Raw genomic sequence first — 19,606 nt, 5'->3', positions numbered from 1 at the left:
CGGGCGTCGTCTCGCCCTCGCTCAGCGGCACTTCGATCCCGTCGCCCGCCTGCGCCACGCCTCCCCCGCCGCCGCCTCCGGCGCCGGTCTGCGAGACGGGTCCGTATATCGTCTTCTTCAACTGGGACGAATCGGCGATCACTCCGGAAGCAGCGACGATCCTGGACAATGCGGTTTCGGCCTACGCCAACTGCGGCACTGCCTCGGTGATGCTGGCCGGTCACACCGACCGTTCGGGTTCGGTAACCTACAATATGGGTCTCGCCGAACGACGTAACGACTCGGTTCGTGGTTACCTGAGCTCGCGCGGTATTCCGGATGGCCGGATCACCAGCGAAGCGTTCGGTGAATCGCAGCCGCGCGTCCCGACCGCCGACGGTGTCCGCGAACTGCAGAACCGTCGCGTCGAAATCACTTACGGTCCGGGTTCGGGCATGTAAGCGAAGGGCGTAACGCCAAAAGTAAGAGGGGCCGGAGCAATCCGGCCCCTTTTTCGTTGGCAGGAGTAAGCCGACCTTCAAACCAAGAGGACCGACATGACATTTCGTTCACTGCTTCCTTCGCTCGCCGCACTCGCCCTGGTCGGTTGTACGACAATAGAGAGCCTGCCGAGCGACCGAGTGGGCGAAACCACGCTTCGCTTCGCCAACGGCCTGCCTGCGGGAACCGTCCAACTGCTCAGCAACGGCCAGACCTTGACCGTCGCGGTAGCGGCCGTGGGAATGCCAGAGGGGGACCATGGCTTCCACCTCCACACCACCGGTCGCTGCAAAGCCCCCGATTTCAAGAGCGCGGGCGGCCACCTCAATCCGCGCGGTGCCACACATGGCCAGCTCTCGCCTGGCGGCAAACACTTGGGGGACATGCCCAATCTCGCGATCGGCGCCAACGGCACCGGTAGCGCCGAAATCGTCCTTGAGGGCAACGCCGACGCGATCCTCGATGACATTTTCGATGCGGACGGCACTGCCGTGATTGTCCACGCGGACGCCGACGATTATCGCACCGATCCTACCGGCAATGCCGGTGCGCGGATCGCCTGCGGCGTTCTCAAGCGCGGCTAGACCGGCTCTCCCGCTTCGCGCGCGCGCTCCACCACACTCGAAGCCGCGCTGGGCACAAGTTTCAGCGCGGCGATCAGCAATACCAGCCCGAATGGCGCGGCCACAAGCGTGGAAAGCACGCCGACTGACAGGTCGTCGCCATTGGAGGCCGAGACGTAACCGGCCATGAAGGGGCCGAGCCCCAGCCCGATCAGGGTAGTGGAGAGGAAGAAGGTTGCCGTCGCGAGTCCGCGCATTCGCGGCAGAACCAGCGCCTGGCTCGATGCTGCGGCGGCGCCCAGCGCCGATGCACTCAGCAGCTGGGCGACGAAGGCTCCGATATAGAACAGCACCACGTCATCGGTCGTATAAGCGACCCATATGGCCGGTATGGGTGCTACAAGGCCGAAAAGGATGACCCAGATGCGTCCCTCGGGCCTCCGCTCGAGCAGAAAGTCTGCCATCCGACCGCCAAGGATAACGCCCAGAAAGCCCGCCACGGCGGCAGGGGCGCCCAGGAACCAGCCGAGATCGGTCTTGTTCACGCCCAGCGCACGTTCGGCATAGGGCGCGCCCCAATAGGATACGGCATAGGCCACGAAAGCAACCGTCCCGTAGCCGAGAACCACGCACATGAAGGCGGATGATCCCCAGGTCAGTCTGAAAGTCGGCAGATCGCGTGCGCGCAGGCCCATCGCCCAGCTGAACACGGCGTAATATCCGACGCCGAGAAACAGCCACTGTTCGAAGACGCCCGTCCAGCGCCACAGCGCCCAGGCCAGCGCGGCGAAGAATGCCGCACCCAGCAGGTTCAGCGCCAATGCGCCCGCCCCGCGTCCGGCCGCCCCGAAAACCGTGAAGGGCGGAATGACCTGGAAGAGCTCGCGAACGAAACCGCGAAAGGGCGCCGGGTCTTCCGGAGTAGGCAAGCCATCGATCGCCCCGCGTGCCGGTTCGCGCAGGGTGAGGACCCACAGCGCGAGAGCTATCCCCGGTATTCCAACCGCGAGGAATGCCGCCTGCCAGCCGACGAGCCCCAGCGGCCCGCCGTCGGGGTAGGCGGCATTCCAGTTCTCGACGATGAGCCCGCCGATCAGCAGTGAAATCCCGCCGCCGATATAGAGCCCCGACGAATAGATCGCGAGGGCGGTCGCGCGCAGCCGGGCAGGAAACCAGTCAGAAATGAGCGAATAGGCCGATGGGCTGGCCGTGGCCTCGCCCACGCCCACGCCGATGCGCGCCACGGTCAATGTGGTGGCGTTCTTCGCGAAGCCCGACAGGGCCGTCATCGTCGACCACAGGGCAAGGCCGAGGCTCATCAACCGCACCCGCTTCCAACTGTCGGCAAGCTTGCCGAGCGGGATGCCGAACAGGGCGTAGAATACCGCAAAGGCGGTGCCATAGAGAAAGCCGAGATAGTCGTCCTCGACGCCGAGATCGGCCTTGATATCATTGGCCAGGATCGAGAGGATCTGCCGGTCGATGAAATTGAGAACGTAGACGAGGACGAGAACACCAAGCGCATACCAGCTATAAGCGGGTACCTTGTCCGTGCCGGCACCGGCTGCGTCGTGGCTCGGCGGTGCGGCATCCTTCGTTTGGCTCAATTCCCTACTCCCCTCGGTCGTGGATTTCCTCTGCGTAGGGCGTGGTATCGGCAAGGCCCGCCTCGGCAAAGCCTTTTCGCCGCAGGCGGCACGAATCGCAGGCCCCGCAGGCGAGGCCATCACCTGTGGGATCGTAGCAGGACCAGCTCCACGCGGGATCGAGACCCAGCCTGTAGCATTCGCGCGCAATGTCCGCTTTCGACATGTCTTGCAGCGGCGCATGGATCGTGAACGGTCGACCTTCCACGCCCTGTTTCGTTCCCAATCGCGCGGTTTCGGCAAAGCTGGCGATGAATTCCGGCCGACAATCCGGATAGCCTGAATAATCAAGCGCGTTGACGCCGATGAAGATATCCCGCGAATTCGATGTTTCGGCAAAGGCGGTGGTCAGGGCAAGAAAGACGAGATTGCGTGCCGGGACATAGGTCACGGGTATGTCGGTTCCGACGCCGGTCTTGGGCACGTCGATATCGTCGGTCAGCGCCGATCCGCCGAAGCGCCTCAGATCGAGGGGAAGGACAACGTGGCGCTCGACGCCGAGCCTTTCCGCAATCGCCCGCGCCGATTGCAGTTCGCGTACATGGCGCTGGCCATAATCGATAGTGAGGGCATGTACCGCCATCCCCCGTTCACGGGCGATGGCGGCGGTGACCATGGAATCGAGCCCCCCCGAAAGCAGGACGACGGCGGGGCCAGAAGATTGGGATTGGCTCATTCAGGCTCGCTATTCGCAAGCGCGCAAGCCTGCAAGAAGCGGATCAGCCGCAGCCGCCGGTCCGGCGAGCCTCGGCTGTGAACTGGAACGGCTTACCGCCGGAAATTCCCTGACTGTCAATCTGGACCAATGAGGCCGTTTCCTTGCGGATATGGGTCCGGCCATAGCCATTGCCCCGGCAAGTATATTGAACAGTCACGTCGCTGGCGCTGTCGTCAACGACGAACCGGTTGCAGGCGCTGTCGGGATGGCGCAACTGAATGAATTCGCGCCCGGTACGCACGCACACCTTGCGCGCGGCGCTGCCATCGCGGTAGCGGACTTCCCAGCCGCCCCGATCAAGGCTGTCGAGCATGGCGAGCGAAGCCTGCGCGATAGCTGGGGCGGCAAGAACCGCGAGCGGCGCAGCAAGCGCCGCCAGAAAAAATGCCCGTTTGCGAGCCATGTCGAAATTCACCTTTCGTCCGTAAGTTCAGACGCGCCCGTGATTCGTAATCATTACAGCACAATCACGATGAACTGTTGTATAACAACGACACGCCGGTCAGATTTCGATCCCGAACTGCTTCGAGCAGAATGCGCAATCGACCATGACGATCCCGTTTTCGTCGCGCATATCCCTGCGGTCTTCTTCCGGAAACCGTCCAAGCGCCTCGCGATAGTGATCGACCGAGCAACGGCAGCCTTTCGAGATATCCGCGCCCGGTTGGATGCGGACCTCGTCCTCCTCGTGAAACAGCCGCCAGGCGATGGCCTCGAGCGATAGCGCGGAATCCAGCAATTCGTCATGGCGCAGCGATCCTGCGAGAATGGCCACATGGTCCCATTCGGGATGATCGAGTTTGCTGTGCAGGCGCTCCCGACCCTCTTCGCCTTCGGGCAGATGCTGCACCAACAGTCCGGCCGCGCTTACCCCCTCGCCATCCGACCGTACCGCGCAGCGAATCAGCGTGGGCACCTGCTCCGACTGATAGAAATAGCGCTCGCAAGCCTCCGAAAGATTGTCGCCTTCCAGCGGTACGATGCCCTGGTACCGGCCCCGACCGCCGGCCAGATCGAAAGTGATGGCCAGATAGCCCTTGCCGAAGAGCGCGAAGAGCGAAGGATTGGCGCCCAGTTCGGCCAGCCTTGCCGAGTCGAATTCGACATAGCCCCGAAGCTCCCCGCCCTTGTAATCGCACACCAGCAGGCTGACCGCGCCCGCTTCGGTCTGCGCCTGCATGGTGACTTGCGAGCCATCATCCTTGACCAGCCCACCCATCAGCACCGCCAGCACCAGCGCTTCGGCGAGCAAATGGGTCACGGGTGCAGGATAGTCATGCGCGGCGAGAATGGCGTCGAGCGTCCGGTCGAGCCGCACCAGCCGACCGCGCGCATGGCGCGTGGGAATGGTGAAGGCGAGCAGGCGTCCGGAATAGGTTTCGGGTGTAGTCTGGGGAGTAGCGTCCATCGCCGCCATATGGGGCGCCCCTTCGCGGATTGGTAGAGTGTGCCGTCGGCTGTCAGATTTTATCGAAACACCAAAGCAGAACCGACTTTTGCGCGTGAATGCGGTTCTCGGCCTCGTCGAACACGACGGACTGGTCGCTCTCGAACACGTCCTCCGTCACCTCCTCGCCGACATGGGCGGGGAGGCAATGGAGGAATTTGGCATCGGGCTTTGCCAATCCCATCAGCCGATTGGAAACCTGGAACGGCGCCATGGCTGCAAGCTTGTTGTGAACATGCTCCTGCCCCATCGAAACCCAGGTGTCGGTCACCACGATATCCGCCCCCGCCACGGCTTCATCCGCATCCTGGGTCAAGGTGACTTTCGCCTCGCCCGCGCGTGCCATTTCGACAAATTCGGGTTCGGGTTCATAGCCCTTCGGCGTACCGATCCGCACGTTGAACTTCATCAAGGCGGCCGCCTCGAGAATCGAGTGCAGCACATTGTTGCCATCGCCCAGCCAAGCCAGTTCGAGACCGGGCAAGGCCTTGCCATGTTCGATCATGGTCAGGAGGTCGGCGACAATCTGGCACGGATGCGAACGATCGGTCAGGCCATTGATGACCGGCACCGTCGCATGGCGCGCCATTTCCAGCGCCTTTTCATGATCGTCGGTGCGGATCATGATCGCATCGACCATGCGGCTGAGCACCCGCGCGGTATCGGCGATGCTCTCGCCGCGCCCGAGCTGGCTGGTACCCGAATCGAGGATCAGCGCCGTTCCGCCAAGCTGACGCATGGCGATGTCGAAACTGACCCGTGTGCGGGTGGAGTTTTTCTCGAAGATCATGCCGAGCACATGGCCCGCCAGCGGCGCATCGGCATCGGGTCTGCCTTTGGGCCACTCGCGGCGCGCCGCCTTGCGGTCCTGTGCATCGTTTATCATGGCGGCGATCGCATCCCCGCCCGCATCCGATAGATCGAGGAAGTGCCGCATCGTCTCGCTCCGTTCAGCCGGCCGGGGTGTAACTTGCGGCACCGGCCGAAAGCTTGTCGAAGAATTCGTCGAATTCGGCATCGCCTGCCACCAGCGGCGGCAGGACGCGCAGGGTGTTGTCGCCCGCCGCCACGGTCAGCAGTTGGTGATTGTCACGCAGGTGAACGAAGAAGGGGCGGCTTTCGACCTTCATCTTGACGCCGAGCATTAGCCCCTTGCCCCGGACCAGCTCGAACAGCTCGGGGTAATTGCCGATGAACTGTTCGAGGCGACTGCGCAGCCGCTCGCCCTTCTCGGTCACCTCGGCGAGGAATTCGTCATTGGCGACGGCGTCCATCACCGCCATGCCTGCCGCCATCGCCAGCGGATTGCCGCCATAGGTCGAGCCATGCGTGCCGAAGCCCATGCCGCGCGCGGCCTTTTCGGTCGCGAGACATGCCCCCAGCGGGAAGCCGCCACCGATACCCTTGGCGCTGGCCATCACATCGGGCTGAATGCCGTAATGTTCATAGGCATAGAGTTTTCCCGTACGCGCCACGCCGCACTGAACCTCGTCGAAGACCAGCATGAGGTCGTTCTCGTCGGCCAGTTGGCGCAGGCCGCGAATGAAGTCTTCGCTGCCGGGGCGAATGCCGCCCTCGCCCTGGATCGGTTCGACGAGGAAGCCGGCGGTCTTGTCGCTCATAAGCGATTTCGCGTGGTCGAGATTGTCGAATTCGGCGTATTGGAACCCGGCGAGCAGCGGCATGAAGCCCTTGTGCATCTTTTCCTGGTTCGAAGCGCTGATGGTGGCCATCGTGCGGCCGTGAAATGCGTTGGTGAAGGTGATCAGTTCGGTGCGATTGGCATCGCCATCTTCGTGCTGATGATAGGCGCGTGCGGTCTTGATCGCGGTTTCAACCGCTTCGGCACCGGAATTGGTGAAGAAAACCGTATCCGCGAAAGTCTTGTCGACCAGGCGCTGCGCCAGCGCCTCGCCCTGGGGGCTGCCATAGAGGTTCGAGACATGCATCAACGTCTCGGCCTGCTTCTGGATCGCGCCGATCAGGCCGGAATGGCTGTGGCCAAGCAGGTTTACTGCGATACCGCTGGCGAAATCGAGATAGCGCGTACCGTCTTCATCGATCAGATGGCAGTGATCGCCCTTGACCGGGCGGACCCCGCAGCGAGGATAGACGGGCATCAGCGGCGAAATCGACATGGTTCCTCCAGCGGCACTTCTCGGGGTGTGCCTTGACAGTGCGAAAGACAAATGGCGGCTCCCGGGGAACCGCCATTTGCGTGTTTGCCAGCGATCTATTGCGTATCGCGCGCCGGGTCAAACCGGATCGCGGGAACGCCTTTCCTCAGTCCTGCGCGGGGACGAGATTGACCGCCGAATATTTGCCGCGTCGATCGACCTCGAGGTCGAATTCGTAACGCTCGCCCTCGTTGATACCGGCTAGACCCGACCGCTCCACCGCGCTGATATGCACGAACGCATCGGGCTGCCCGTCATCGCGGGTGAGGAAGCCGAAGCCCTTCATCGAGTTGAAGAACTTGACCGTCCCGGTAGCCTTTTCACCGGTCAGTTCGCGGCGCGGGGCCGATTCGCGATCGCCACCGCCGCGCGATTCCACGGGGATGACATCGCCGACGATCTGCAGGTCTTGTGCAGACACCTTACCGCCGCGATCGACGAGGTTGAATTCCAGTTCCTGCCCTTCCGCGAGACCTTCGAGACCGGCACGTTCGACAGCGCTGATGTGAACGAAAACGTCCTCACCGCCGCCATCCTGCTGGATGAAGCCGAAGCCCTTTTGTCCGTTGAAGAACTTTACCGTTCCCTTGCCGGTGCCGACGACCTGCGCAGGCATGCGGTTGAACCCGCCGCCGCCGCCGCCGCCGCCGCCTCGGTTGCCGCCGCCGAAACCGCCACCGCGATTTCCGCCGCCGAAACCACCGCGGTCGCCGCCGCGATCACCGCCTCCGAAACGATCCTTCTGGAATGCTTCGTGCGGCGCGAAATCGGCCGGGGGGCCACCGAAATTATCGAAACCATCATCGCCGAAACCGTCGCGCTTATCCTTCCCGCGGCGGCGCCCTCTGTCGTAACCCATAACTCGAACAATACCTTGTCGTGCAGCCCGACGATCAGAACCCACCGAAACGAAGGACTGCAGTCCGTACCGGCGCGGGCGGGCACGAAACCCTCCCTTGCGTATTCGCCATAGCGCGAAACAAGGCTATGCGCGAATGATTTAGCTGTAATGGCCTGCAAACCGCAAAAATGTGACATTTTCGCAAAGCCGGTGCCGCGTGAAAGAGGTCTTGAACGCGGCGGAAGCGTTCGGCACAGCACAAATCATGGATTTACTGGCTCTGGTTTCCGATCCGGCCGCCTGGCTGGCGCTGCTCACCCTGATTGCGCTGGAGGTCGTGCTGGGTGTCGACAACCTGATCTTTATCGCGATTCTTTCGAACAAGCTCCCCGAGCATCAGCAGCAACGCGCACGGCGCATCGGGCTGGCGCTGGCGCTGATCATGCGAATTGCCCTGCTGATGCTGATCGGCTGGCTGGTCACGCTGCAGACTCCGATCTTCGATCTCGGCATCGTCGGCCCGCCGGTCGAAGGAACCAATAAGGTCAGTTTCGAAACCGCTTTTTCAGGCCGCGACCTCATTCTTCTAACCGGCGGGCTTTTCCTGCTGTGGAAGGCGACCAAGGAAATCCATCACTCGATGGAACCGGAAGACGATTCGGGCGATCTGCTCGACAAGACTCCCGGTGTCGCCGATGCCGCAAAGGCCACTTTCGGCACGGTCATCGCCCAGATCGTTGCCATCGATATCGTCTTTTCGGTCGATTCGATTCTTACCGCGGTCGGCATGACGAACGAAATCCCGATCATGGTCACCGCAGTCGTGATAACCGTCGGCATCATGATGGTGGCCGCCGATCCGCTGGCGAAATTCATCGAGAAAAACCCCACCCTGGTAATGCTCGCCCTGGCTTTCCTCGTCATGATCGGCCTTGTCCTGATCGCCGATGGCTTCGGCTTCCATGTGCCCAAGGGATACATCTACGCCGCGATGGGCTTCTCCGTCGGGGTCGAAATCCTCAACATAATTCAGCGCAACCGCCGAGCGGAGAAACTGGCCCAAGCGCAGGGAGAGACACGATGAGCGAGTTTCGAAAACTGTCCGACGATTTCTATGCGAGCCCTCAGGTCACGCCGCAGGAAATTTCGGAAGCCGCCGCCATGGGAATGGCGCTGGTGGTCAACAATCGGCCCGATGGCGAGGCTGCCGACCAGCCGCCGGGTGCCGATATAGAAGCTGCAACGCGGGCGGCAGGGATGGATTATATTGCAATCCCGATCGGCAGCGCGGGCTTCAGTGAACCTCAGGTCGAGGCGCTTCAGGAAGCGCTTGCAACCGCCAAAGGGCCGGTGCTGGGTTTCTGCCGTTCGGGTACGCGCTCGACATTGCTGTGGTCGCTGGCCCGTGCGCGCAGCGGCGATGATCCGGATGCCATCGGCGAAACCGCCGCGGCAGCCGGTTACGACGTCAGCCCGGTTCGCCCGGCAATGGATATGTTCGCCGCCCGCGCGCGGGGATGACTACTTGCGATAGTCGAGCGGCGGCTTGCGATCGCCGAGCAGCGATTCGTACACATAGTCCGCGCCCCTGGCCTCGGCGAACTCGGCCTTCGCCGTCTCGCGCAGTTGCGGATTGGTATAGAGTTCGACTGCCGCGAGCACCATCACCTTGGCCGCATGCTGCGTGCCCTTGGTGCCGTAGCTGTGCCCGCTCGCGGCGACCGCCTGCCAGCTATGCGCCGCCGTGCCCGGTACCCAGGTGGCAGTGCGCACACTGACAGTGGGGACCGCGCGGCTGACATCGCCGACATCGGTGGAGCCGTATCCCGTCAGAACCGCATAGTCTTCGACCTGCTGCGCCCGTGCCAATTCGGGCGCGTCCTCGCCCAGGCTTTCGCGAATCGTCGCGGCCCATTCCAGTTCGTCGGCGGTATGTTCGATCGGCTCCAACGCGCGCAGCTTTTCATCCATCATCAGTTGCAACGACTGGAGCGGCAGCGTCGGGTTGTTGCCGTGGATGATCTCCCAATCGACCTCGGTGCCGGTGCCCATGGCCGCACCCTTGGCCGCCGCTTCTATACGCGGCCACAAGGCGCGAACCTCATCCGCGTCCGAATGGCGCACATAATAGAACACCTCGGCGAAATCGGGGACTACATTGGGCGCCTTGCCGCCCTCGGTGATAACGTAATGGATGCGCGTGTCCATGCTGGTATGCTCGCGCATCATATTGACCATCATGTTCATCGCCTCGACCCCGTCGAGCGCACTGCGCCCCCTTTCGGGCGCACCCGCTGCATGGGCCGAAACCCCGCGGAAACGGAACTTGCCCGAACGGTTGGCGAGGCTTTTGCGGGAGGCCGCCGAATTCCGGTCGGCAGGGTGCCAGTCGATCACAAAATCTGCATCGTCGAACAAGCCGGCGCGGGCCATGTAGACCTTGCCCGACCCACCTTCTTCGGCAGGTGTACCATAGAGGCGCACACGGCCCGGTGTGCCGGTCGCCTCGAGCCAATTGCGTATCGCAATCGCCGCGCTCAACGATCCGGCACCGAAGAGGTTGTGTCCGCAGGCGTGGCCCGCATGCTTTCCCGCGACCGGGTCCCGCGTCGGGGCAGAGGACTGGTTGATGCCCGGCAGGGCGTCGAATTCGGCCAAAAGGCCAATGACCGGTCCGCCCTCGCCCCACTCGGCCACGAACGCCGTAGGGATTTCCGCCACGCCTTGGCGGATCGAAAATCCCTCGCGCTGCAATTCATCCACCAGCAGCCCGCTCGAACGCGTTTCGAGATAGCCGAGTTCGGCAAACTCCCAGATTTGCCGGGCGACGCGCTGGGTTCGTTCCTGTTGTGCTTCGGCCTGAAGAATCGGATCGGCACTCTGCGCGAATACCGGGGTGGCGATTGCGGCAGCGCCAGCGGCGAGAATGGCAAAGGACTTCATCGAAATCTCCCTTTCGCGATCTGCTTGCCGTAAAGTGTGCAACATGCCAATCAAAGCATGTGATGGAAATCGCCCCTGCCCTGCTGCAATTCGTCGGCTCGTTGCTCGCCATTCTTGCGCTGGCGGGATTGGCCTATTGGCTCAAGCTCGGCCCTACCCCGCGTCTCGCGGACGAAGAGGCGGCGCGCCTTGCGGCCGACGAAGCCGTCAGCGGATACGAGCCGGTTGCGATCGGGCTGGATCGCCATGGCAAGGGCGCGCTGATGCGCGATGCAGCCGGGCGTGTGCTGCTGCTTCGGCCCCATGGCGGGCATTTTGCAGGACGCATCCTCACCCCTGCGGCCCGGGTGCATGACAACGGGTCTGCGCTGGTCATCGATACGGCGGAAAAACACTATGGCGAGGCGCGCCTCCTGCTCGACGATCCGGCGGCTTGGGTTCGAACGATAGAGGCGATAAGGACATAGACATCATGCCCGATTTCTCGCCCACCGAATACGCCGTGCCCGGTTTCGTCGCGCTGGTTCTGATCGAAATGATCTGGGCCTGGCGCAAGCGGCCCGAGGCTTACGAACCCAAGGACACCTTCACCAGTCTCGCCTTCGGGTTGGGCAGCACGGTTTCGAGTTTGCTGTTCGGTGGCGCCTTCTTCGCCCTTTTCCTGTGGGTTTGGGAATTCCGCCTGTTCGATATTCCATGGACCTGGTGGGCCTTCGCATTAGCCTTTGTGCTCGACGATCTCAAATACTACTGGGTTCACCGTTTCGGCCACCGCGTGCGCTGGTTCTGGGCAAGCCATGTGAACCACCATTCGAGCCAGCACTACAATCTCAGCACGGCGTTGAGGCAGACCTGGACAGGCTATCTGACGCTGGGATTCGCCTTTGCCCTGCCGCTGGTCCTGCTCGGCTTCCACCCGGCGATGATCGCGATCTGTGCGGGGTTCAACCTGATCTACCAATTCTGGATCCATACAGAGGCGATCGACAAGATGCCGCGCTGGTTCGAAGCTGTGATGAACACGCCGAGCCATCACCGCGTCCATCATGCGACCAATCCGCGCTATCTTGACCGCAATTATGCCGGTGTTTTCATCGTCTGGGACAAGATGTTCGGCACGTTCGAGCCCGAAGCGGAGGACGAGACGATCCGCTACGGCATCGTCAAGCAGCTCGGCAGCTTCAACCTGCTGTGGGCCGTGTTCCACGAATGGATCGGCATAGCCCAGGATATGTGGCGCGCGCCGTGGAAGCACAAGCTGTCCTACCTGCTGCGCGAACCCGGCTGGACGCATGATGGCAGCCGCGAGACATCCGACCAGATTCGCGAAGGCTGGCTCGAACGCCAGGGAGCCGAAGAAAAATCCGTTTCATACGAAAACCGGATTGCAGGCGAGGCGGAGGCTGCCTAACCTCTCCAGCGAGAGAGGAGATATCATGGACGAATTCGATGTCATCGTGATCGGTGGCGGGAGCGCAGGCAGCGCCGTCGCCGGACGGTTGGCCGAGAGCGGCAAAAGCGTATGCCTGCTGGAGGCCGGCCCCCGTAACAACACAGTCTTGGTCAAAACCCCGGGGTTCATGCCCTTCCTGCGCGACTCCTCGAACTATCGCTTCGAAACGGTCCCGCAAAAAGGGCTCAATGGCCGGATCGGCTATCAGCCACGCGGTCGCGGGCTGGGGGGATCGTCGGCGATCAATGCGATGATCTACATTCGCGGCCACAAGTGGGATTACGACAATTGGGCCAAGCTCGGCTGCACCGGGTGGAGCTATGACGACGTGTTGCCCTATTTCAAACGGGCCGAGCACAATGTGCGCGGAAGCGATGCGTATCACGGCGACGATGGCCCCTTATGGGTCAGCGACCAGAACTGGCCCAACCCCGGCAGCCTCGCCTTCGTGGAAGCGGCAGCCCAACTGCAATTGCCGCGCAATAATGATTTCAACGGCGCCAAGCAGGAAGGCTTCGGCCTTTACCAGGTGACGCAAAAAGACGGCGAGCGCTGGTCGGCAGCGCGGGCCTATATCGAACCGAAGCGGGCCATGCGCAATCTCGACGTGCGCATCGGCGTGAGCGTGCAGCGGCTCGAGATCGAGGACGGACGGGTCACGGGAGTCACCTATAGCGTTGGCGAGAAGCAGCGCACGGTGAAGGCCCGCGGCGCGGTGGTCCTTTCGGCAGGCGCTTTCAATTCGCCGCAGATCCTGATGCTATCGGGCATCGGCCCGGCCGCGCATCTTCGCGAACACGGGATCGACGTAGTGGAAGACAAGCAGGCCGTGGGCAACGATCTGCAGGACCATATCGACTATGTTTCGAGCTGGCAGACCGCCAACAAAGAGCTGATCGGAGACAGTTTCGCAGGCACCGTACGCATGGCCAAGGCGATTATCGAACATCGTCGCAAACGCACAGGGATCATGACGACGCCCTATGCCGAGGCCGGGGGATTCTGGGCGGTCATGCCCGATGCGCCGGCGCCCGATGTCCAGTGGCACTTCGTACCTGCCATGCTCGAGGATCACGGTCGCACGAAAGTGAAGGGCCACGGCTTTTCTCTCCATGCCTGCGTGCTCCGCCCCGAAAGCCGGGGTACCGTCCGCCTCAACGGGCCGGATGCGCGCATGGCGCCGCGGATCGATCCCAACTTTCTCGACGACGAGCGCGATATCGCGACTCTGCGCGCGGGCGTGCGCCTGTCGCATCGCATCGCCAGTTCGCCCAGCCTGGCGAAATACGATCCGCAAGACCGCTATCCGATCGACCTCGACGACGATGCTCAGCTCGACGAGCTGATCCGCAATCGGGCTGATACGGTGTACCACCCGGTCGGCACGTGCCGCATGGGCGCGGACGAGGATGCGGTGGTCGATCCGACGCTCAAGGCGCGCGGAATCGATGGGCTCTACATCGCCGATGCCAGCGTGATGCCGCGACTGGTTTCCGGCAACACCAACGCACCCAGCATCATGATCGGCGAACGCTGCGCCGATTTCGTGACCGCAGCGCTGGCTGGCTAGTCCACCGCACGCACGCGCGCCTGGAAGATCGACAAAAAAGGGGCCGGAGACGAATCTCCGGCCCGGCAAAGTCGGTGTTCGCAGGAGGAACATGGTTGGGCGGGGGCACCGGAGAAAAGAGGAGAGAACGGCGCCCCCGCCGAACTGGTTAATTGTAAGCACGCTCTCCGTGTTCGGAGATGTCGAGCCCGTCGACTTCGGCTTCTTCGGTGACTCTCAGGCCGATCAGCGCCTTGACGATCATGCCCACAACCAGTGTGCCGATGCCGGCCCAGACGATGGTCACGAGGACACTGAATATCTGGACCCAGAGCTGCGCGCCGAGCGCAACCGAGCCGTCGCCGGGTCCGGCGAGGAAGGGCTGGTAGACGACCGCCGTACCGACTGCGCCGACAATGCCGCCGATGCCGTGGATGCCGAAGGCGTCGAGGCTGTCGTCATAGCCGAGCTTGGCCTTCACCTTGGCGACGAAGAGGTAGCAGATCGCCGCGCTGATGATGCCGAGCAGGATCGCACCGAACGGCCCGCTATTGCCCGCTGCCGGAGTGACCGCGACGAGGCCAGCGATGACACCCGAGCAGAAGCCCAGCGCGCTGCCCTTGTGGCCCGCTGCGCGTTCGATGACCATCCAGGTCAGCGCGCCGGCTGCCGTGGCGACGAAGGTGTTGATCATGGCGAGACCGGCCGAAGCATCCGCTTCGAGCGCGCTGCCCGCGTTGAAGCCGAACCAGCCGACCCACAACAGGCCCGTGCCGACCATGGTCAGCGTCAGGCTATGCGGGGGCATGGGCTCTGCCGGATAGCCGCGACGCTTGCCGAGGAGGTAGGCGAGCACGAGGCCCGAGACACCGGCATTGATGTGCACCACCGTGCCTCCGGCGAAGTCGAGCGCGCCGTCTTCGAACAACAGGCCGCCGCCCGCCCAGACCATGTGGGCGATGGGGAAGTAGACTACGGTCAGCCAGAGCGGGACGAACAGCATGACCGCGTTGAACTTCATGCGTTCCGCCGTCGCGCCGAGGATCAGCGCGGCGGTAATCGCGGCGAAAGTCATCTGGAAACTGATGAAGACGAATTCGCTGATGACTTCGTCGGTGAAGGTCGCCGCCGTGCTCGCAGCATCGGTCTGCGACAGGAACAGATTGCCCCAGCTGAAGAAGGCGTTCCCTTCCGGCCCGAAGGCGGTCGAATAGCCCCACATCACCCATACCAGCATCGCCAACGAGGCGGTCGCGCCGATTTGGGTCATGGTGGAAAGCATATTCTTCGAGCGGGTCAGGCCGCCATAGAACAGGGCGAGGCCCGGCAGGATCATCAGCATGACCAGCACGGTGGCGGTCATCATCCAGGCATTGTTGCCGGGGTTGGGCACTGCGGCAGCGGCTTCGGCGGCCTCCTGCGCGAATGCCGCGGCGGGCGTGAGCAGCGCAAGGCCGAGGGCGGCGCTACGAGAGAGTGTTCGAAACATCATGGGTCCCATCCTGTCCGTCAGAGCGCGGTGTCGCCGGTTTCGCCGGTGCGAATGCGCGTGGCGCTGGCGAGGTCGAATACGAAGATCTTGCCGTCGCCGATCGCTTCGGTGCTGGCCGCCTGCTGGATCGTCTCGACCACCTGCGGAGCGAGGTCGTCGCTCGCGGCGATCTCGAGCTTCACCTTGGGCAGCATGTTGGTCGAGTATTCGGCGCCGCGATAGATTTCGGTCTGGCCCTTCTGGCGGCCGAATCCCTTGACTTCGGTAACGGTCATCCCAGCCACTCCGATACTGCCGAGCGCTTCGCGCACCTCGTCCAGCTTGAATGGCTTGATGACAGCGATGATGAATTTCACGCCTTCACCCCCTGTGTGGTCCGCCGGTCCGTCACCGGCGTTCGCACATGCAGCAAAGTACGTGCCAAACCGCTTTTCGGCACGATTCGACCTGAGAAGCGCGCCGCCCACACCAAATATTGCCTAATAATTAGGCTATTGCCTATTTTTTATTCAATTCCAGCGTGGCAATTACGGGCAGGTGGTCCGATGCCACCGCCGACAGACCGGTGTGATGGACCTGCGCCTCGACGCAGTCCCAGTGGCTGCTGGCCACGATCCGGTCGAGCGTGGCAACGGGCTGGCGGCTGGGATAGCTTCGACCGGGCGTGACAACATGCCAGCCTTCGGCAAATTCGCGCATGGCCCCGGTGCGCCTCCCCCACTGATTGAAATCGCCCATAATGACGGTCGGCAGATCGCGTTCGCAGCCATTGCAGAATTCGAGCAGCGACCGGATCTGGTCGCGGCGGCGCAGGCCCGACAGGTCGAGATGCGTGCCGATGACACGCAGCCGGTGTCCCTCGACCATTAGCTCGCCGCAGGCCGCGCCGCGCGGTTCGAGCGTCGGCAGATCGAGCGCTTCACCGTCCAAGACATCCATGTCGCGCCGCACCAGCAGCGCATTGCCATGCCAGCCAATGCTGCGCGGTCGCTTGGCCACTTCGACGACGCGCCAATGGGTATCGTCGATCTCGGCGCGCGGGAGCACGCTGGCGCGCTGCCCGATACGGCGATCCGCCTCTTGCAACGCGATGATATCGGCATCGATCTCGTGCAGCACGCTGAGAATGCGCTCGGGATCGCGCTTGCGGTCCAGCCCGACTGCCTTGTGGATGTTGTAACTGGCGAAAGTCAGGCGCACGCGCGGTCAATCGCCAGCAAAGTAGCGGTCGGTCGGCCTGGTGGGGATGCCGTCGATACTGCGATCGCGTAACCGCCGCCTGGCCACGAATGCCTCCGGATCGCGCCCCGCATAGTATTTGACCAGCGTATCCCGCTCCCGCTCGAATTGCATGAACGGTACACCCCAGCCACAACTGGTCTGCACGCTGTCCACTGCGATATCGAAAATCTGCCTTGTGCCAGGCAGCAGGTTGTAATGCGCCGCTAGCTCTTCCCAACCGCGATCCTGCGGCAAGACCGGTTTGCCCGTCCCGTACAGCCGCAGGATAAGAGCGGGTTGTTCGAAGTTGCAAACCATGATCGTGATGCGCCCATCCACTGAGAGATGAGCATGCGTTTCATTCCCCGATCCGGCGACATCCAGATAAGCTACGCGGTTCGGTCCGAGCACGCGGAACGTGTCATAACCCTTCGGGCTCAGATTGATCCGTCCGTCCTTCGCCGCGGTGGCGACGAAGAAGACCGGCTGCTTTGCCAGCATGGCGATATGGTCATCGGCAATCCGGTCGAAGAATTCCGCCATCAGAGGAAATCCCGTATCGTCTTCATGAACCGGTCGAACTGGTCGTGGTGCAGCCAGTGACCCGCATTCTCGAATTCGATCACCTCGGCATTGGAGAAATGGTCGAGCCGGCCGTCACCTTGCGGATTCGAGGCCCAACTGTCCGCGCCATAAAGCAATAGCGTGGGCGCGGTGATCGCGGCCCAAGTCTGGTGGAGAAACTGGTCGGCGATGTCCTCGACTGCCCAGACATTGAGGTGCGGATCGAACTTCCAGCTATAGGTCCCGTCTTCGTTACGGTTCACACCGTGGATGGTGAGGTGCCGCGCTTGGCTCTCGGTGAGGTAGCTGTTTTCCTCAATCATCCGCGCGAAGGCGGATTCGATGCTCTCATATTTGCGCGGGATCCGGCCCGAAGCGGCGCGCTTCTTGCCGATCCATTCGTTGAGCCGCTCGGGATAGCTCTTCGCACGCATCTCCGCCTGCCGCTTGGGGCTGGGGCCGAGCCCTTCGATCGCGACGATCTTGGTGACCATCTCGGGGAAGGTCCCGGCATAGCGCAACGAAACATTGCCGCCCATCGAATGGCTGACGATCGTCACCGGCCCTACACCGAGCTGGTGGACCAGCTGTGCAAGATCGTAGACCATGTCGTTGGCGGAATAATTACCGTCGCTGACCCAGTCGGAATCGCCGTGGCCACGGTGGTCCATCGCCACCACATGCCAATCGTCGCGCAATTGTTCGGCGACCCAATCCCAGCTGCGCGCATGGTCGCGCCCCCCATGGACGAGCACGAGCGGCGGCTTCCCGCGATTGCCCCAGTCGAGATAGTGCAGCCTGAGCCGCTGCGAAATGAAGGTCTGCGAAGTCGGTCCGGCGTGAAGCGTCATGGCGCTGCAATGCCGCCTTGGTGCGCCTGTCGCAAGCCTACCGCTCCTTCGTCGCCGAGAAGGTGAGGTCGGGGTTCTTTTCCTGCTGGTAGTTCACGTCCCACGGGCTCTTGGCCATGAACACCAGATCGCCGTCGCGATCCTTGGCGAGGTTGGACAGGTTGAATTTCTCGAACTCGTTCATTGCCTTCTCGTCGCCCTTGATCCAGCGGGCGGTGGCGAAGGGCGAGGCTTCGAGCCGGGCCTCGACCTTGTATTCGGCGGACAGGCGGCTGATCAGCACGTCGAGCTGGAGCTGACCGACCACGCCGATAATCCACTGGCCGCCGATCTCGGGATAGAAAACCTGTATCACGCCCTCTTCGCTTAGGTCGTCGAGCGCCTTTCTAAGCTGCTTGGTCTTGGTCGGATCGACCAGCGCCACACGGCGCAGGATTTCGGGCGCGAAATTGGGCAGCCCGGTGAATCGGATCGCGTTCTTTTCGGACAGCGTATCGCCCACGCGCAGCGTGCCATGGTTCGGAATGCCGATGATGTCCCCCGGCTCGGCAGTGTCGGCAACCTCGCGGTCCTGCGCGAAGAACAGGATCGGCGAATGGATCGCGACCGGCTTGCCCAGCCCCGAAGGCGTCAGCTTCATGCCGCGTTTGAAGGTGCCAGAAACCTGCCGCATGAAGGCGATGCGGTCGCGGTGGTTGGGGTCCATGTTCGCCTGGACCTTGAAGATGAAGCCCGTCACTTCATCATGGTCCGGCGCAATCTGCTCCTCGCCCGCGGGCTGAGGGCGGGGTGGCGGGGCATACTTCGCGATCGCTTCGATCAGCTCGGTAACCCCGAAATTCTTGAGCGCCGAGCCGAAATAGACCGGGGTGAGGTCTCCACCCCGATATGCGTCGAGGTCGAACTCGGGATAGCCGATCTGCGCCAGCTCGATCTCCTCCGCGAAACGCTCGGGGATCGCGGGGTCGCAATCGCGCGTGCCGGTGAACTCCTTCGACGGGCCTTCGGGCCGCGCCACACAGCCGCTGGCGAAATCGAGCACGCCTTCGAACTCGCCGCCCATGCCGACCGGATAGGCTTGCGGGCTCACGTCGAGGGCCAGCATGTCGGCGATCTCGTCGAGCAGTTCGAAGACCGGGCGCCCTTCGCGGTCGACCTTGTTGACGAAGGTGATGATCGGCACCGAACGCAGGCGGCAGACCTCGAACAGCTTCCTCGTCTGCGGCTCGATCCCCTTGGCCGCGTCGATCACCATGATGGCGCTATCGACTGCGGTCAGCGTGCGATAGGTATCTTCGGAAAAGTCCTCGTGCCCCGGCGTGTCGAGCAGGTTGAACGTGATGCCCTCGCGCTCGAAAGTCATGACCGAGCTGGTCACCGAAATGCCGCGCTGCTGCTCGATCTTCATCCAGTCCGACCGTGCTCGCCGCGCCTGCCCGCGTGCCTTGACCTCGCCGGCCAAGTGGATCGCGCCGCCGGTCAGCAGCAGCTTCTCGGTGAGCGTGGTCTTGCCCGCGTCGGGGTGCGAGATGATGGCAAAGGTGCGGCGGTCTGACATATTCTCTTTTCCTACCCGCCCGTTCGCATCGAGCGAAGTCGAGATGCGTCCAGGCCATCCGTGTCTCGACTTCGCTCGACACGAACGGAGGCGGGCGTTGATG

21 protein-coding genes are annotated in these 19,606 nt (G+C 62.8%); 7 read left to right on the top strand and 14 right to left on the bottom strand.

From position 1 onward, the window contains the following. Together MUY37_RS15255 and MUY37_RS15250 are read left to right on the top strand one after the other, a co-directional pair. The coding region (locus MUY37_RS15255; RefSeq protein WP_499196214.1) for an OmpA family protein at nt 1–440 on the top strand (440 nt) is incomplete at its 5' end. Nucleotides 441–536: 96 nt separating this feature from the next. Then, nucleotides 537–1,064: a superoxide dismutase family protein gene (locus MUY37_RS15250; RefSeq protein ID WP_499196213.1), complete on the top strand. Its 528-nt coding sequence runs from the start codon at nt 537–539 to the stop codon at nt 1,062–1,064. Here the strand turns inward: MUY37_RS15250 and MUY37_RS15245 are convergent. The 7 genes from MUY37_RS15245 to MUY37_RS15215 form a co-directional block, all read right to left on the bottom strand. Further along, nucleotides 1,061–2,650, bottom strand: coding sequence for an MFS transporter (locus tag MUY37_RS15245; RefSeq protein ID WP_499196212.1), 1,590 nt, complete (start codon nt 2,648–2,650; stop codon nt 1,061–1,063). The genes MUY37_RS15250 and MUY37_RS15245 overlap by 4 nt on opposite strands. Nucleotides 2,651–2,654: 4 nt before the next feature. Continuing rightward, nucleotides 2,655–3,365 (bottom strand): 7-cyano-7-deazaguanine synthase QueC, encoded by a 711-nt coding sequence (gene queC / locus MUY37_RS15240; RefSeq protein WP_499196211.1) that lies wholly within the window; start codon nt 3,363–3,365, stop codon nt 2,655–2,657. Between the two features lie 43 nt (nt 3,366–3,408). Beyond that, entirely contained in the window at nt 3,409–3,810 is a 402-nt protein-coding gene (locus MUY37_RS15235; protein ID WP_499196210.1) for a hypothetical protein, read from the bottom strand. 99 nt (nt 3,811–3,909) lie between these two features. Next, nucleotides 3,910–4,824 carry an Hsp33 family molecular chaperone HslO gene (gene hslO / locus MUY37_RS15230; protein ID WP_499196209.1) on the bottom strand — a complete coding sequence of 305 codons (915 nt, stop codon included), beginning with the start codon at nt 4,822–4,824 and terminating at the stop codon, nt 3,910–3,912. Between the two features lie 43 nt (nt 4,825–4,867). Beyond that, complete coding sequence (gene argF, locus MUY37_RS15225; protein ID WP_499196208.1) at nt 4,868–5,791, bottom strand: ornithine carbamoyltransferase; 924 nt, start codon at nt 5,789–5,791, stop codon at nt 4,868–4,870. Between the two features lie 13 nt (nt 5,792–5,804). Then, entirely contained in the window at nt 5,805–6,992 is a 1,188-nt protein-coding gene (locus MUY37_RS15220; protein WP_499196207.1) for an aspartate aminotransferase family protein, read from the bottom strand. A 145-nt stretch (nt 6,993–7,137) separates the two neighbouring features. Next, nucleotides 7,138–7,890: a cold-shock protein gene (locus MUY37_RS15215; protein ID WP_499196206.1), complete on the bottom strand. Its 753-nt coding sequence runs from the start codon at nt 7,888–7,890 to the stop codon at nt 7,138–7,140. A 247-nt stretch (nt 7,891–8,137) separates the two neighbouring features. Between MUY37_RS15215 and MUY37_RS15210 the strand changes: the two genes are divergently transcribed. Next, the gene (locus MUY37_RS15210) at nt 8,138–8,956 is read left to right on the top strand and encodes a TerC family protein (protein ID WP_499196205.1); all 819 of its coding nucleotides are present in this window, start codon (nt 8,138–8,140) and stop codon (nt 8,954–8,956) included. Beyond that, a complete protein-coding gene (locus MUY37_RS15205; protein WP_499196204.1) occupies nt 8,953–9,393 on the top strand; it encodes a protein tyrosine phosphatase family protein in 441 nt (146 codons plus the stop codon). Before MUY37_RS15210 ends, MUY37_RS15205 begins: the two co-directional genes overlap by 4 nt. Here the strand turns inward: MUY37_RS15205 and MUY37_RS15200 are convergent, their stop codons facing one another. Next, nucleotides 9,394–10,815, bottom strand: a complete 1,422-nt coding sequence (locus MUY37_RS15200) for an amidohydrolase (RefSeq protein ID WP_499196203.1) — start codon at nt 10,813–10,815, stop codon at nt 9,394–9,396. 62 nt (nt 10,816–10,877) lie between these two features. Here MUY37_RS15200 and MUY37_RS15195 point away from each other — a divergent pair, with 62 nt between their 5' ends. Genes MUY37_RS15195 through MUY37_RS15185 form a run of 3 tightly spaced genes read left to right on the top strand, consistent with a single transcriptional unit; the run spans nt 10,878 to nt 13,838 of the window. Beyond that, nucleotides 10,878–11,282 carry a hypothetical protein gene (locus MUY37_RS15195; protein WP_499196202.1) on the top strand — a complete coding sequence of 135 codons (405 nt, stop codon included), beginning with the start codon at nt 10,878–10,880 and terminating at the stop codon, nt 11,280–11,282. 5 nt (nt 11,283–11,287) lie between these two features. After that, the gene (locus MUY37_RS15190) at nt 11,288–12,226 is read left to right on the top strand and encodes a sterol desaturase family protein (RefSeq protein ID WP_499196201.1); all 939 of its coding nucleotides are present in this window, start codon (nt 11,288–11,290) and stop codon (nt 12,224–12,226) included. A 25-nt stretch (nt 12,227–12,251) separates the two neighbouring features. Continuing rightward, on the top strand, nt 12,252–13,838 hold the full coding sequence (locus MUY37_RS15185; protein ID WP_499196200.1) for a GMC family oxidoreductase: 1,587 nt from the start codon (nt 12,252–12,254) through the stop codon (nt 13,836–13,838). A gap of 148 nt (nt 13,839–13,986) precedes the next feature. On the opposite strand, the gene MUY37_RS15180 is transcribed toward MUY37_RS15185, so the two are convergent. The 6 genes from MUY37_RS15180 to MUY37_RS15155 form a co-directional block, all read right to left on the bottom strand. Beyond that, nucleotides 13,987–15,306, bottom strand: coding sequence for an ammonium transporter (locus MUY37_RS15180; RefSeq protein WP_499196217.1), 1,320 nt, complete (start codon nt 15,304–15,306; stop codon nt 13,987–13,989). Nucleotides 15,307–15,326: 20 nt separating this feature from the next. Then, nucleotides 15,327–15,665 (bottom strand): P-II family nitrogen regulator, encoded by a 339-nt coding sequence (locus tag MUY37_RS15175; protein ID WP_417322989.1) that lies wholly within the window; start codon nt 15,663–15,665, stop codon nt 15,327–15,329. Nucleotides 15,666–15,807: 142 nt separating this feature from the next. After that, nucleotides 15,808–16,509, bottom strand: a complete 702-nt coding sequence (locus tag MUY37_RS15170) for an endonuclease/exonuclease/phosphatase family protein (protein ID WP_499196199.1) — start codon at nt 16,507–16,509, stop codon at nt 15,808–15,810. 6 nt (nt 16,510–16,515) lie between these two features. Then, the gene (locus MUY37_RS15165) at nt 16,516–17,073 is read right to left on the bottom strand and encodes a pyridoxamine 5'-phosphate oxidase family protein (protein ID WP_499196198.1); all 558 of its coding nucleotides are present in this window, start codon (nt 17,071–17,073) and stop codon (nt 16,516–16,518) included. Next, nucleotides 17,073–17,945, bottom strand: a complete 873-nt coding sequence (locus MUY37_RS15160; RefSeq protein WP_499196197.1) for an alpha/beta fold hydrolase — start codon at nt 17,943–17,945, stop codon at nt 17,073–17,075. The genes MUY37_RS15165 and MUY37_RS15160 overlap by 1 nt, the downstream gene beginning before the upstream one ends. Before the next feature lie 37 nt (nt 17,946–17,982). Beyond that, nucleotides 17,983–19,503 carry a peptide chain release factor 3 gene (locus MUY37_RS15155; RefSeq protein WP_499196196.1) on the bottom strand — a complete coding sequence of 507 codons (1,521 nt, stop codon included), beginning with the start codon at nt 19,501–19,503 and terminating at the stop codon, nt 17,983–17,985. Between the last annotated feature and the right edge of the window lie 103 nt (nt 19,504–19,606).

The sequence above is a fragment of the Qipengyuania sp. ABI-127-1 genome (assembly GCA_022953095.1).
In the GTDB taxonomy this organism is placed as follows: Bacteria; Pseudomonadota; Alphaproteobacteria; order Sphingomonadales; family Sphingomonadaceae; genus Qipengyuania.
This window is presented reverse-complemented; position numbering and strand designations above follow the sequence as displayed.